The 13,714-nt window shown below is 74.4% G+C and carries 11 protein-coding genes; 8 read left to right on the forward strand and 3 right to left on the reverse strand.

Translation table 11 applies throughout. The features are described 5' to 3' along the window. Nucleotides 1-45 precede the first annotated feature (45 nt). The gene (locus HB370_RS27755; protein WP_106980803.1) at nucleotides 46-849 is read right to left on the reverse strand and encodes a methyltransferase domain-containing protein; all 804 of its coding nucleotides are present in this window, start codon (nucleotides 847-849) and stop codon (nucleotides 46-48) included. A gap of 70 nt (nucleotides 850-919) precedes the next feature. On the opposite strand from HB370_RS27755, the gene HB370_RS27760 reads away from it, so the two are divergent. The 6 genes from HB370_RS27760 to HB370_RS27785 all read left to right on the forward strand — a co-directional run bounded on the left by HB370_RS27760 (nucleotide 920) and on the right by HB370_RS27785 (nucleotide 6,493). Next, nucleotides 920-1,300, forward strand: coding sequence for a hypothetical protein (locus tag HB370_RS27760; RefSeq protein ID WP_244405653.1), 381 nt, complete (start codon nucleotides 920-922; stop codon nucleotides 1,298-1,300). Between the two features lie 60 nt (nucleotides 1,301-1,360). Next, nucleotides 1,361-1,936: a GNAT family protein gene (locus HB370_RS27765; RefSeq protein WP_030793161.1), complete on the forward strand. Its 576-nt coding sequence runs from the start codon at nucleotides 1,361-1,363 to the stop codon at nucleotides 1,934-1,936. Nucleotides 1,937-1,971: 35 nt separating this feature from the next. After that, entirely contained in the window at nucleotides 1,972-2,559 is a 588-nt protein-coding gene (locus tag HB370_RS27770) for a membrane protein (protein WP_030793159.1), read from the forward strand. Nucleotides 2,560-2,754: 195 nt separating this feature from the next. Further along, nucleotides 2,755-2,943 (forward strand): hypothetical protein, encoded by a 189-nt coding sequence (locus HB370_RS27775; protein ID WP_030793156.1) that lies wholly within the window; start codon nucleotides 2,755-2,757, stop codon nucleotides 2,941-2,943. A gap of 260 nt (nucleotides 2,944-3,203) precedes the next feature. Beyond that, complete coding sequence (locus HB370_RS27780) at nucleotides 3,204-6,245, forward strand: helix-turn-helix transcriptional regulator (protein ID WP_030793153.1); 3,042 nt, start codon at nucleotides 3,204-3,206, stop codon at nucleotides 6,243-6,245. Nucleotides 6,246-6,283: 38 nt separating this feature from the next. After that, a complete protein-coding gene (locus tag HB370_RS27785) occupies nucleotides 6,284-6,493 on the forward strand; it encodes a DUF6191 domain-containing protein (protein WP_030793151.1) in 210 nt (69 codons plus the stop codon). A gap of 47 nt (nucleotides 6,494-6,540) precedes the next feature. Here HB370_RS27785 and HB370_RS27790 read toward each other — a convergent pair whose 3' ends face one another. Further along, entirely contained in the window at nucleotides 6,541-7,692 is a 1,152-nt protein-coding gene (locus HB370_RS27790; RefSeq protein ID WP_030793148.1) for a PQQ-dependent sugar dehydrogenase, read from the reverse strand. A 336-nt stretch (nucleotides 7,693-8,028) separates the two neighbouring features. After that, on the reverse strand, nucleotides 8,029-9,027 hold the full coding sequence (locus HB370_RS27795; protein ID WP_030793145.1) for an aldo/keto reductase: 999 nt from the start codon (nucleotides 9,025-9,027) through the stop codon (nucleotides 8,029-8,031). Between the two features lie 75 nt (nucleotides 9,028-9,102). Here HB370_RS27795 and HB370_RS27800 point away from each other — a divergent pair, with 75 nt between their 5' ends. Both HB370_RS27800 and HB370_RS27810 read left to right on the forward strand, forming a co-directional pair. Further along, on the forward strand, nucleotides 9,103-10,080 hold the full coding sequence (locus HB370_RS27800) for a 2-hydroxyacid dehydrogenase (protein WP_030793142.1): 978 nt from the start codon (nucleotides 9,103-9,105) through the stop codon (nucleotides 10,078-10,080). Between the two features lie 385 nt (nucleotides 10,081-10,465). Then, complete coding sequence (locus HB370_RS27810) at nucleotides 10,466-13,570, forward strand: EAL domain-containing protein (RefSeq protein WP_030793139.1); 3,105 nt, start codon at nucleotides 10,466-10,468, stop codon at nucleotides 13,568-13,570. Nucleotides 13,571-13,714 lie beyond the last annotated feature (144 nt).

Below are 13,714 nucleotides of genomic sequence, written 5' to 3' on the forward strand. Positions count from 1 at the left end.
CCCGGAGACACGCTCCCCGGGGCCGTACGCATGGTCACGTACGGTTTACGCCCGGCGTCCCACCACCCGTACGAATCCCAGCGCGCTCCCCTGGTCCGCGCGGAGCATCTCCGCGGACCGGCCCGCCATCTGGACGTGGAGGTCGTCGGAACTCTCCTCGGTGACCACCTCGCACCACAGCAGCCAGTCCCGCCAGCCGTGTTCCAGCCAGTCGGCCGCCTCGACCTCCACGGCCCCGCTGCGGGTCCAGTGGCGCCGCCACCAGTCCGCGGTGTGGAAGCACCAGAAGGCGGGCTCCCACCAGGGCACGAGGTGCTCCGGCGGCTCGACGCCCGCCGGTTCCTCGCGCAGCGACGGGACGACGACCCCGATCCGCCCGCCCGGCTTGAGCAGCCGGGTCAGGGACGGCAGGTACAGGTCGTCGGTGCCGAAGTACTGGTAGGAGTCGACGGAGACGATCGCATCGAAGGACCCTTCGGCGAACGGCAGGTCGTGGGCCTCGGCGCGCACGGGCAGCACCCGGTCGGCGACACCCGCCTCGGCGAGCCGTACGGCGTTGTCGTCGGGGTCCACCCACAGGTCGGCGGCGGTGACCTGGAGGCCGTACTCGCGGGCCAGGAAGACGGAGGTCATCGCCCGCCCGCAGCCCAGGTCGAGCACGCGCGCCCCCGGTGGCAGCGCGTCCAGCCCCAGCGCGGGGGCCAGCCACTCCAGCAGCCACAGCGCGTGCGGGCCCATCTGGTTCTCGACGGTCCAGCGGGCGTCGTAGCCGTTGCTGCGGGGGTAGCGCGGGTGGGTGACGCGGCGGGTGAGCGCGTCCGGTGTGGTCGGTGTGTTGGTCACAAGCAACCATGCCTAGCAGCCGGGAGGGCGGCCCCGCACCGGGTTTTCGGTGCCGCGGGAGGTACGCTCGCCCGCCATGAGGGGAAGCACCACCGAATCCGATGTCGAGCCCGCGACGAAGGAGGCCGCCGAAGGGCTGGAAGCCGCCGGGGGCGCCGAGCAGTACGCGGGAGCCGACGAGGAGTACGCCGGGGGCGCCGAGGACTACGTGACGGACGCCCGGCGGGCCCGGTGGGCCGCCGTCGGCACCGGGACGCTGCTGACCTGCGCGGGGCTGGCCGCCGCGCTGCTGAGATCCGCCGGCGCCGCCCCGGCGCTCGTGCCCGCCGCCTACGCCGTCGGCGCCGCCGTGTGCGCGTTCGCCACGGTGCTGGGCGCCAAGGGCCGTACCCGCAGGGCCTTGTGGTCGCTGATCGCAGGGACGATGATCATGGCGCTCGGGGACCAGTTCGACTGACGTATTTTTGCCGTACCGACCGGTCCCGGCGGACGAATTGCGGGAAGGAAGTGCGGCTTGATGTACGCGACATCGCTCGGTGACGACGGTGCCGAACTGCGGCCACTGGAGGTCTGGCACGCCGGTGAGCTGCTGGAGAACATCGACCGGGGACGGGAGTTCATCGGCCGGCACATAGGGCTCGCGGACGCGGTGTCCGATCTCGACGGGGCCCGCGCCTGGCTGAAGTCGTACGCCGACAAGCGTGCCGCCGACGCCGGCGGCCTGCACGGGATCTGGCTGGACGGCAAGCTCGTCGGAGGGCTGCTGTTCCGCGTCTGGGACACCCCGAGCGGGGTCTGCGAGGCCGGCTGCTGGCTGGAGCCGGGCGCGGCCGGGCGGGGACTCGTCACGCGCGGCATGCGGATCCTGCTCGACTGGGCCTTCGAGGAGCGCGGCATGCACCGGGTGGAGTGGCAGGTGTCCTCGGCCAACGAGCCGAGCATCAACGTGGCCCGGCGGCTCGGCATGACCCGCGAGGGCGTGCTCCGCGAGAACTACCCGCACCGGGGTGTGCGCACCAGCACGGAGATCTGGGCGGTGCTGGCACCCGAGTGGCGCGCGGCACGCGCGCGTACCGAGCGGAACGATCATTAAGAGACCTCTCAGACAGCGTCCGTACGGTGCCGGGCATGGCAACGAAGACAGCGGAAGGCGCTGAGACCACCGGCACCGGGTCCGGCACCGAGGCGCGCAAGGACGACGACACGACGACGGCCGGCCCCGGGGCCGTGACGGAGACCGAGGAGCCCGAGGAGGCCGGGCGGGAGACGATCGGCGAGGAAGACGGGGAGAGCGAGGCGGACGGGGCCGGTGACAAGGTGCCCTCCGGGGTCGGCCAGGGCGCCGGCGCCGTCGTTTCCGCCGCGCTGGGCCTGGTCTCCCTCACCGGCGGCTGGATCGGCACCGTCGCCTCCGCCCGCGAGCAGCTCATCGGCCAGCTGCGGACGTCCACCAGCGCGAGCGTCGGCACCCAGCTCAAGGAGGTCTACGGCGACGCCTGGCACACCACCGCCCTGTGGGCCGGGCTGTTCGCGCTGGCCGCGCTGATCACCGCCGTGGTGGTGCTGGTCCGGCCCGCGTTCGGCGCCCCGGGCCGCCCGCAGGCCGTCTGGATCAGGTCGGTGGCCTGGGCGGGCCTCTCGCTCGGCGTCATCGGCCTGCTGCTGGCCGTCCTGAAGTACTCCGACGCCCTGCTGGCCGTGCCTTCCGCCGGCTGAGCTGACGTGGACCCCAGGGGCCTTAGGGCGTCCCCGCCCGGTGCGCGGACGCCCTAAGGCCCCTTACGCGCGCGTACGGTCCGCCGGACGCGCGAAGATGCGGAACTCTCCCGATGCGGCGGACCCGGCCGCGGGCCGAGAGTGGGAGGCGTCGCGGAAAGCGGCACCGCCACCGGATCCCGGGAGGAACCCGCCATGTACGAGCTCGAACTGCACCGCCTCCGCTCCGCCGAGCTGCGCCGCACGGCCCGGGAGGAGCGCCTGGCCCGCGAGGTCGTCCGCTCCCGCCGCGCCGCCCGCCGCGGGCGATCCGGCCACGCCGCCCCGGCCGCCGAGTCGCATACCGACGGCTCCCGCCGGCAGGGGCAGCCGCGCACCGCGTGACGACGGGGGAGCGGAGCGGCCGGACGGGGGTCGGCCGCTCACCGCACCAGGGCCGTGTGGCTTCCCGACGGAGCCGTACGGCCCTCCCGGCCGTGGGTACGACTCCTGCGGCCGTAAGTACGGCCGTCCCGGCTGCCGGTGCGGCCTTTCCGGACGTCGGTGCGGCTGTCCCGGCTGCCGGTGCGGTTCTCCCGCCCACCGGTACGACCATCACACGGGGCCTGTGGAAAACCAGTGCCGGGTCCTCGGGGCCTCGTGCGATGCTCGGGCCCGTGGAGACCAGGTCCGTCAGTCCCGTGTTCGTAGGCCGCACCGCCGAGTTGGCGACGCTGCGCGACGCGCTCGCCCGCGCCGACGCCGCCGAGCCGCAGGCGCTGCTGCTCGGCGGCGAGGCAGGCGTGGGCAAGACCCGCCTCGTGGAGGAGTTCGCCGCGGCCGCCGCCGGCCGCGGCGCGGTCGTCGCCGTCGGCGGCTGCGTGGAGATCGGCGCCGACGGGCTGCCGTTCGCCCCCTTCTCCGCCGCGCTGCGGGCCCTGCGCGACGCCCTGCCCGAGGCGTTCGCCGCCGCCGCGGCCGGCCAGGAGGAGGAACTGGCCCGGCTGCTGCCCGACCTCGGCGAGGCCGGCGCCGGCCGCCACGACGAACAGGGCATGGCCCGTCTGTTCGAGCTCACCGCCCGGCTGCTGGAGCGGGTCGCCGCCGGCCACACCGTCGTCCTGGTCCTGGAGGACCTGCACTGGGCCGACGCCTCCACCCGCCACCTGCTCGCCTATCTGCTGCGCACCCTGCGCGCCGGCCGCCTCCTCGTCCTGGCCAGCTACCGCAGCGACGACATCCACCGCCGCCACCCGCTGCGCCCCCTGCTCGCCGAACTGGACCGGCTGCGCACCGTCCGCCGGATCGAGCTCGCCCGCTTCACCCGCGAGGAGGCCTGCCGCCAGATCGCCGGCATCCTCGCCGCCGAACCCGACCCCGCCCAGGTCGACGAGATCTACGAACGCTCCGACGGCAACGCCTTCTTCATCGAGGAACTCGCCGTCGCCGCCTGCCAGGGCAGCTGCACCGGTCTCACCGACTCCCTGCGCGACCTGCTCCTCGTCCGGGTCGAGGCGCTGCCCGAGAGCGCCCAGCGGGTCGCCCGGATCGTCGCCGAGGGCGGCTCCACGGTGGAGTACCGGCTGATCGCCGCCGTGGCCCGGCTGGCCGAGGACGACCTCATCGAGGCGCTGCGGGCCGCCGTCGGCGCCAACATCCTCACCGTCACCCCCGCCGGCGACGGCTACCGCTTCCGGCACTCCCTGGTCCGCGAGGCCGTCGCCGACGACCTGCTGCCCGGCGAACGCTCCCGGCTCAACCGCCGCTACGCCGAGGCCCTGGAGGCCGATCCCACGCTCGTCCCCGCCGACGCCCGGGTGATGCGCCTGGCCAGCTACTGGTACCACGCGCACGACGCCGCCAAGGCCCTGCCCGCCGTCCTCGCCGCCGCCGTCGTCGCCCGCCGCCGGCACGCCTACACCGAACAACTCGGGCTGCTGGAACGGGCGATGGAGCTGTGGGACACCGCCCCCGCCGAGGTGCGCGCCGCCCTGCGCCCGGTCGACTACGCGGAGGTGTACCCCCCGTGCGGCTGCGACCCGGCCACCACCCCGCTGCGCTACCTCGACCTGATGGCCGAGGCCGCGGTGGCGGGCCGTTTCGGCGGCGAACGGGAACGCGCCCTGAAGATCACCAAGCGGGCCCTGCGCCTGCTGGAGGAGGACCCGGACCCGCTGCGCGCCGCCTGGTTCTGGGTGCAGCGCTCCCGCTTGGTGCAGGCCCAGGCCCGCGGTGACGGCTGGCGGGAACTGGCCACCGCGCAGGAGCTGGTGCGCGGTCTGCCGCCGTCCGAGGTGCACGCCGAGGTGCTGGCGGTCGTCGCCAACTGGTCCATGCAGCACCGGCCCGGCCCCGAGGCGCTGGCCGCCGCCGAACGGGCCGTGGAGTACGCGCGCATGGTGGGCGCCCGCGAGACCGAACTGCACGCCCTGCTCACCCTGGGCGGGCTGACGGTGGAGTCCGGCGACCCGGAGGCGGGTCTGGCGCAGATGCGGCAGGTGCTGCGGGACACCCTGGCGGAGGGCGTGCACCCGGTCGCCGGCCGGGCCTACGTCAACCTGCCGTCCGCGCTGCGCAGCGTCGGCCGGGACCGGGAGGCCGTCCCGCTGCTGCGCGAGGGCATCGAGTTCTGCCGCCGGTACGGACTGCTGGACTCCGGGGCCTGGGTCTGGGGCAACCTCTCCGAGGCGCTCTACGCGCTCGGCCGGTGGGACGAGGCCGCCGAGGCCGCCGCGCACGCCACCCGCGTCGGCCACAGCGCCAAGCCCCGGGCCGGCGGCGCCCTGCGCCTGGCCCACCTCGCCCTGGCCCACGGCGACCTCGCCGAGGCCGCCCGGCAGCTCGCCACCGCCCGCTCCTGGTACGGCACCCACGACCCGCGGCCCCAGCAGTCCCTGCCGCTGGTCCGCACCGCCGTCGGCATAGCGGCCGCCGAGGGCAGGATCGACGACGTCCGCGCGCTCCTGCTGCCGGTCCTGGACGCCGGTTTCCCGCCCGGCACCCACCGGTACGGCTGGCCGCTGCTGCTGGCCGCCGCCACCGCCGAGGCCGACGCCCGCACCCTGCCCGCCGCCCGGCCCGGCCGTGCCGAGATCCTCGACCGCCTCGCCACGGCCGTACGGACGCTGACCACCGGCGTCCCCCTGTGGCAGGCCCACAGCCGGTGGGCCCGGGCCGAACTGCTGCGCGCCGAGGGCCGGGACACCGCCGAGACCTGGGCCCCGGTGGTCGCCGCCTTCGAGTGCCTGGACCGCCCCTACGACCTCGCCCGGGTCCGGCACCGCCTGGCCGGGGCGCTGCTGGCCGAGGGCGGCGACGACGAGCGCGACCGCGCCGTGGAACTGCTCAGGCTGGCCGCGGCGGTCGCCGAGCACCTGAGGGCCCGCCCGCTCGCCGACGCCGTCGCCCGGCTCGCCCAGCGGGCCCGGCTCACCCTCGGCGGCGGCAGGCGGCGGGACCCGGCCGCGGATCCGGCCGCCGCGTTCGGCCTCACCAGCCGGGAGCGGGACGTCCTCGGCCTGGTCGCGGCCGGCCGTACCAACCGGCAGATAGCCGAGGAGCTGTTCATCTCGCCGAAGACCGCGAGCGTCCACGTCTCCAACATCCTCGGCAAGCTCGGTGTCTCGGGCCGGGGCGAGGCGGCGGCGGTGGCGCACCGGCTCGGCCTGCTCGTGGCCGGGACACTCGCTGCCGAACGGTCCGGGTGAGACCTACGCTGGAGAAAACCGGCAGTTGAGGGGGAGCCGTGTTCAACGTCTTCGAGGACCTGTTCGCACCCGGCCGCAAACACACCCGGGACGAACTCAAACGGCTGGAGCTGTCCCGCGAGGACGTCGGCGACAACGACCCCGGCCGCGGGCCCATAGACCTGGCCTCCGGCAAGGCCGTCATACGGCTGTCCCCGCCCGAGCCGCCGGCACCGGCCGACGAGGAACCCGGTCCCGAGCCCGGCTGACCTCGGCCGACGGACGGGTCGACGGACGGGCGGGCCGACGGCCGGGCTCAGCGGACCCGAAGCTCCAGCACCCGGTCGTCCCCCTTCTTCGGCGTGCCCCGGCCGTCGGTGTTGCTGGTCACCAGCCACAGCCGGCCGTCGCCCGCCGGGGCCACCGTGCGCAGCCGGCCGTAGGTGCCGGTGAGGAACGCCTGCGGGGCGGCCGAGGCCGAGGTGCCGTCCAGCGGGACGCGCCACAGCCGCTCGCCGCGCAGCCCCGCCATCCAGATCGCGCCATTCACACAGGCGATGCCGCTGGGGGAGGCATCGTCGGTGTGCCACTGGGCCACCGGGCTCTGGAAACCGGCGTCGGAGGAGCGGCCCTCCGCCTCGGGCCAGCCGTAGTTCCCACCGGGCTTGATCGCGTTCAGCTCGTCCCAGGTGTCCTGCCCGAACTCCGAGGCGTACAGCCGCTGATGACCGTCCCAGGCCAGCCCCTGGACGTTGCGGTGGCCGTAGGAGTACACGACGGAGCCGGGGAAGGGGTTGCCGGGCGCCGGTTCGCCGTCCGGGGTCATCCTGAGGATCTTCCCGCCGAGCGAGGACCGGTCCTGCGCCAGGCCCCGTTGCCCGGTCTCGCCGGTGCCCGCGTACAGCATGCCGTCCGGCCCGAACGCGATCCGGCCGCCGTTGTGGATGGTGCCCTTGGGGATGCCCTTGAACACCGTGTCGGGAGCGCCCAGTCGCTCACCGGCCGGTTTCCGCTCGTCGTAGCGCACGCGGACGATCCGGTTGTCCGAGGCCGAGGTGAAGTAGGCGTAGATCATGTGGTCCGAGGCGTAGCCCGGGGACGGCGCGATGCCCAGCAGCCCGCCCTCCCCGGCCGGGGAGACCCCGGAGACCGCGCCCAGCACCGTCGTCCGGCCGGTCTTCGCGTCGATCCGGCTGATCGTGCCCTCGTCCCGGGAGGAGACCAGCAGATCGCCGCCCGGCAGCGCGGCCAGCCCCCACGGTGACTTCAGCCCCTCGGCCACCGTGCGCAGCACCTTCGCCGTCCCCTTGGCGGGCGCGGCCGGCTCGGTGGCCCGGGAGGCGCCGGACCCCCCGGAGACCGTGGCGTCCGGCGTCCGGCCCGGCACGTCGCCGCCCCCCGAGGAGCAGCCGGCCGTGAGCAGCAAGGCGGTCACGGCCAGCACGGCCGGTACGGCTCGACGTCGCACGATCACGGTCCCTTCCGGCCGGCGGACACCACGCCGGCCTCATGCCGCACGCTACTCCGCGGCCACGGACGACGGACACCGGCCATCCGCGCCAGGCAGGCTTCCCGGGCACGGGGTGCCGGCCCCCGGACGCCGCGTCTCGGCTGCGAGCGTCGCGACCCGGTCACCGGGCCCTGATCCCCTCATCATCGACGCACGGTGGCCGGAAATCCCAGTCCAGGAAACTCGGCCCCAGGAACAACTCGCAGAACCTCGTTCCCAGGAACAACCCGCAGAACTTCGGGCCCAGAGACAACCCGCAGAACCTCGGTCCAGGAACAACGCTGTCCCGGAACCTCAGTCCCAGGACCCCTGTGCCGCCGGCAGCCCGGCCACCTCCGCCAGGTCCCGCGCGGTCAGCCGCAGCCCCGCCGCCCCCGCGTTCTCCGCGGCCCAGCGCTCCTGCTTGGTGCCCGGCAGCGCGATCACGTGACGGCCCTGCGCCAGCACCCAGGCCAGCGCCACCTGGGCCGGCGTGACGTCCTCGCCGTGCCGCCGGGCGATGCGCCGCAGGCCCGCGACGATCGGCTGGTTGGCCGCCATCATCTCGGCGGTGAACCGGGGATGCCGGGCGCGCACGTCGTCCGGCTCGAAACCCTCGCCCGGCGTCAGCGTGCCGGTCAGGAAGCCGTTGCCCAGCGGCATCGCCGCGAGGAAACCGACCCCGCGCGCCTCGCACCACGGCAGCAGTGCCTGGAGGGCCTCCGGCGACCACACCGACAGCTCCGCCTGCACCGCGCTCACCGGGAACACCTGCTGGACCCGCTGCAACCGGCGCAGCGTCGCGTCGTACAGCCCGGCGCCCGAGCGGCGCCCGCCGCGCGCCCCCAGCGCACACAGGCCCAGCGCCCGCACCTTCCCCGCCCGCACCAGGTCCGCCATCGCGCCCCACGTCTCCTCGACGGGCACCTCGGGATCGGGGCGGTGCAGCTGGTACAGGTCGATCACGTCCGTCTGGAGCCGGCGCAGCGAGGCGTCGCAGGCCCGCCGCACATAGCCGGGGCGGCCGTTGGCCACGACGTGCTGCTCGCCCACCAGCAGCCCCACCTTCGTGGCCACGAAGGCGTCCCGGCGCCGCTCCTTGAGCACCCGGCCCAGCAGCAGCTCGTTGGTGAACGGGCCGTACATGTCCGCGGTGTCCAGCAGGTCCGAGCCGAGGTCCAGCGCCCGGTGCACGGCTTTGACCGACTCCTCACCCCGCTGCCGGGATGCGGTGTACGCCCAGCTCATCGGCATGCATCCGAGTCCGACGGCCCCCACCGCGAGTCCCCCCGCGCCGATCGTCCTGCGCTCCACCTGCTCGTGAACCTCCCTCTGCCCGGCCACCAACCTAACCTCTGCGCGTACGCGGGCCTGACATAGCCTCCTGGCATGAGTGCAGAGGTCTGGCTTCCCATTCCGCCCGAGGAGATCGAGGGACTGCCCGCGGGGCCCCGTTACCTGTTCTGGGACGGCGGCGCGGCCGGTGACCAGCCGTTTCCCGGCGACCCGGCGCGGTGCGCGGTGTACGTGGTGCCGTACATGAAGCGGCTGTCGGTCCGGGTGGGCCCGCTGCCGCACCTGACGAACGTCCGGGTGGTCCAGACGCTCACCGCCGGCGTCGACGACATCACGGCGCGACTTTCGGACATCCCGCCAGGCGTACGCCTGTGCAACGCGCGGGGCGTGCACGAGACCAGCACCGCCGAGCTGGCGCTCACCCTGACCCTCGCCGCGCTGCGCGGCATCCCGGAATTCGTCCGCGCCCAGCGACAGGAGCGCTGGGCCGGCGGATTCCACCCCTCCCTCGCCGACAAGAGCGTGCTGATCGTCGGCTACGGCTCCATCGGCGCCGCCATCGAGGACCGGCTCGTGCCCTTCGAGGTGGCGCGGGTCGCACGGGTCGCACGCTCCGGTCGCACGGTAGCGCGCGGTCCCGTGCACCCGATCACCGATGTGCCCTCCCTGCTTCCGCACGCGGACGTCGTGATCCTGTGCACCCCCCTTACGGAGGACACCCGCGGACTCGTGGACGCGGACTTCCTCGCCCGGATGAAGGACGGTGCGCTGCTCGTCAACGTGGCGCGCGGAGCCGTCGTGGACACCAAGGCGCTCCTCGCCGAACTGGAGCGGGGCCGGATCACGGCGGCCCTGGACGTGACGGACCCCGAGCCGCTGCCCCCCGGCCACCCCCTGTGGCAGGCGCCTGGCGTGCTGATCAGCCCGCATGTCGGCGGGCCGTCCTCGGCCTTCCTGCCGCGCGCCAAGCGGCTGATCGCCGATCAGCTGACCCGGTTCGTGAACCGCGAACCCCTGCGGAACGTGATCCTTACGACCGGTCCCGAAACGGCGGGAGCAACCGGGCGCTAGGCGCCTTCCGGCACCCTCCGCAATCTTTCGGGCGCTCGCTGTACCGGCATACGCCCTGGTCGTCACGGAGCGTAGAGACGCTATGTCCCTGAGTGACGATCCTGGTGTATCGTCCCGGGCAGGGGCTGCGCCGCTGACATTCGGCGCCGGGGATGGACATTTCAGATCTGTGAGGGGGGCGACGGGCGATGCACGGCCTATGGACGAACGATCCGACGCGGCGGAGCCGCCGACGGCGACCCTGGCGCACGGCCGCGGGCGGACGCGGCCACCACACCAGCCACCACAGTCACCACCAGCGCAGGTACAGCGGCCGTCGCCGGCCGGCGTATCCGGCGCAGCGGGACCGTCGGGACCGGGGAACGGCACGCACCGGGAGGCCCCGGTGAGCGCCCCGACCTCGGTGACGACCCCCCTGGAGAGCGCGGTGCGCGCACCGCACCCGCACGAGGCGCCGCCGTCGCGTCGGCCGGTGGCCGGCGAGAACAGGCGCCTGGTCGAGCAGCTCGTCCTCGCCCTGGTCTGCGCGGCCTACGCCGGCGGCTCCGCCTTCGGCTGGGGCTCGGACCGGGTCGCGGACGTGATGGGCGACTTCGGGCTGAGCGCGGCGGCGGCCGCCGCCGCCGTCTCCTGCTTCCTGTACGCCCGCGGCCCGCGGGTGCGCTTCCGGTCCGCCTGGCTGCTGTTCGCCCTGTCGGCGACGATGAGCTCGCTGGGCAACGCGGTCTGGGGCTGGTACGAGGTCGCCCTGAGCGCGCCGGTGCCCAGCCCCAGCTACGCCGACCTGTTCTTCCTGTGCTTCGCGCCGCCCGCCATCGTGGGCCTGCTGGTGCTCGCCAAGCGGCCGGCGAGCAGAGCGGGCTGGATCTGCCTGGGGCTGGACGCCTGGCTGATCGGCGGCTCGCTGCTCACCCTCTCGTGGAGCCTCGCGCTCGCCCAGGCGGCCCGCATCGACGGGTCGAGCGTGGCGCACGCCGCGCTGTCGCTGGCGTACCCGCTGCTCGACATCGCCCTGGTCAGCATGGTGCTGGCGCTGCACTTCCGGCGCGCCCCGGGCAACCGCACGGCGGTGAACACCGCGATCGGCGCGCTCGCGCTGACCGTGCTGTGCGACGCGCTGTTCACCTCGCCGCTGCTGCACAGCAGTTACCGCTCCGGGCGGCTGCTGGACGCGGGCTGGTTCGCCGGCTCCCTGCTGCTCGCCTACGCCCCCTGGGCCGCGCCCCGGCGGCAGGCCGGGCCGCGGACGCACACGCCCGACGGGCACACGCGCGTGGTCCACGAACACGTGCCGGGCCAGCGCGGCACCGGCCAGTGGGCCGTGGGCCAGTGGGGTGCGGGCCAGTGGAGCACGGGGCACCACCCCGCGCCCCCGCTGCCCGCGCCGGGCGGCGAGCACCTCCGGTACCCGGCGGGGCGGCCGCTCACCGGCTCCCTCGCCGCGCTCACCCCGTACCTCGCCGCGGCGGTGTGCACCCTGGGGATCCTGTACAACGTCCTCAACGGCCGCAGGCCCGACCACGTCGTGCTGATCACGGCGGGCGCCGTGGTGCTGGCGCTCGTCATCCGGCAGGGCATCATGCTGCTGGACAACATCACCCTCACCCAGGAGCTGGCGCAGAAGGAGAACCACTTCCGCTCCCTGGTGCAGGGCTCCAGCGACGTCATCATGATCGCCGCGCCCAACGGCGTCCTGCGCTACGTCTCCCCGGCCGCCGCCGGGGTGTACGGCCGACCCGCCGAGGAGCTGGTGGGCACCGAGCTGGCCGCCCTCATCCACCCGGAGGACCTGGGCCGCGTGGTGCACGAGGTGCGCCGCTTCCTGGCCGCGAGCCCGGTGGAGGAGCCCACCACGCGCATCGAGTGCCGGTTCCGCTCCGGCAACGGGGGTACCTCCCGCTCGAGCGAAGGCGACAGTGGGGGAGGCTGGCTGAACGTCGAGTCGACCGTCAACCGCCACCACGGCGGGCTGATCTTCAACAGCCGGGACGTGACCGAGCGGGTCCGCCTCCAGGCGCAGTTGCAGCACAACGCCGAGCACGACCCGCTGACCGACCTGCCCAACCGCGCGCTGTTCACCCGGCGGGTGCAGCAGGCCCTGGCCGGCCGCCGGTCCACCGACCGGGGCGCCGCGCTGCGCGGTACGGCGGTGCTCTTCATCGACCTCGACGGGTTCAAGGCGGTCAACGACACGATCGGGCACCAGGCCGGGGACGAGCTGCTCATCCAGGCCGCCCGCAGACTCCAGGAGGCGGTCCGGCAGGGCGACACCGCCTCCCGGCTGGGCGGTGACGAGTTCGCGGCCCTGATCGTCGGCGACGGCACCCGGGACCGGGCCGCCCGGGAGCGCAACATCCTGGAACTGGCCGACCGGCTGCGGGTGACCCTCTCCCAGCCGTACGTCATCGACGGCAACGACGTCCGGGTCGCCGCCTCCATCGGCGTCGCCTTCGCCGAACCCGGCCTGGGCGCGGGCGAATTGCTGAGAAACGCCGACCTGGCGATGTACCGCGCGAAGTCGGCCGGAAAGGGCCGGGTCGAGCTGTACAAGCCGCAGATGCAGCAGGACGTCGTCCGCAAGGCGGAGCTGGCCACGCGCCTGCGCGCCGCGCTGCACGACGGCGAGTTCACGCTGCTGCACCAGCCGGTGGTGTGCCTGGAGAGCGGCCGGATCACGACCGTCTCCGCGCAGGCCCGCTGGCGCTCCTCCCAGGGGGTGCTGTTCACCCCGGCGGAGTTCCTGCGGGTGGCCGACGACGCCGACAAGACCGCCGAGCTGGACCGCTGGATCCTCCAGCAGGCCGTGCAGACGGCGGCCGAGCGGGCCGCCGCCGGGGTCGCCGTACCGGTCACGGTCCGGATGAGCGCCCGGCGGCTGCTGGACCGCTCGTCCCCGATGGGCTCGGTGGAGGCGCTGCTGACCCGGCACGGGCTGCCGCCCGGGGCGCTGGTCGTGGAGCTGTCCGACATCGACCCCCGCGTCTCGCTGGACGAGCTGGAACGTCGGCTGGCCGCGCTCAGCCGGCTCGGGGTGCGGATCGCCCTGGACGGCTTCGGCAGCGGCTACGCGGCCATCACGGCGCTGCGGCGGCTGCCCGTGGACATCCTCAAGCTCGACCGCGATCTGGTCGAGGGCGTGGTGGAGTCCGCGCGGCTGTACAAGATCACCAGTGGTCTGCTGCGGATCGCCGGCGATCTGGGCCTGCAGTCGGTGGCCGAGGGCGTCGACCTGCCCGAGCAGGTGGTCGCGCTGCGCGCCATGGGCTGCACCCACGGCCAGGGCATGGCGTTCGCCGGTCCGCTGGACGAGTACCGGCTGCGCCGGGCGCTCGGTTCCGGCCACTACCCGGTGCCGCACGCCCCGGCCGAACCCGCGTTCGCGGGCAGTGCGAGGGAGCCGAACGGGGTGTACACAGGGGGTGTTCCCGCTGTCTTCGGAGGCGGCAGTGCCCTTCGCTCACATTCTGAGACGCCCGTCCCACCCACTTGACACGTGGTGCGTGCCGGGGGGAGGGTCAGTTCCATGCGCACCCGAATTCTCGTACTTGGACAGCGCGTCGGCTGAGCTGGGACCCACCGGAGGACGATCCGGAATCCCCAGCGACCTCACCGGCGCGCTCCCCTCGCTTGCCTT

It is taken from the genome of Streptomyces sp. DSM 40868, from assembly GCF_011820545.1.
In the GTDB taxonomy this organism is placed as follows: Bacteria; Actinomycetota; Actinomycetes; order Streptomycetales; family Streptomycetaceae; genus Streptomyces; species Streptomyces eurythermus.

What these genes read in the sequence shown, in the direction of transcription:
- HB370_RS27760 (WP_244405653.1), top strand. Translation starts at nt 920, where the DNA reads ATGAGGGGAAGCACCACCGAATCCGATGTCGAGCCCGCGACGAAGGAG.
- HB370_RS27765 (WP_030793161.1), top strand. Translation starts at nt 1,361, where the DNA reads ATGTACGCGACATCGCTCGGTGACGACGGTGCCGAACTGCGGCCACTG.
- HB370_RS27770 (WP_030793159.1), top strand. Translation starts at nt 1,972, where the DNA reads ATGGCAACGAAGACAGCGGAAGGCGCTGAGACCACCGGCACCGGGTCC.
- HB370_RS27775 (WP_030793156.1), top strand. Translation starts at nt 2,755, where the DNA reads ATGTACGAGCTCGAACTGCACCGCCTCCGCTCCGCCGAGCTGCGCCGC.
- HB370_RS27780 (WP_030793153.1), top strand. Translation starts at nt 3,204, where the DNA reads ATGCTCGGGCCCGTGGAGACCAGGTCCGTCAGTCCCGTGTTCGTAGGC.
- HB370_RS27800 (WP_030793142.1), top strand. Translation starts at nt 9,103, where the DNA reads ATGAGTGCAGAGGTCTGGCTTCCCATTCCGCCCGAGGAGATCGAGGGA.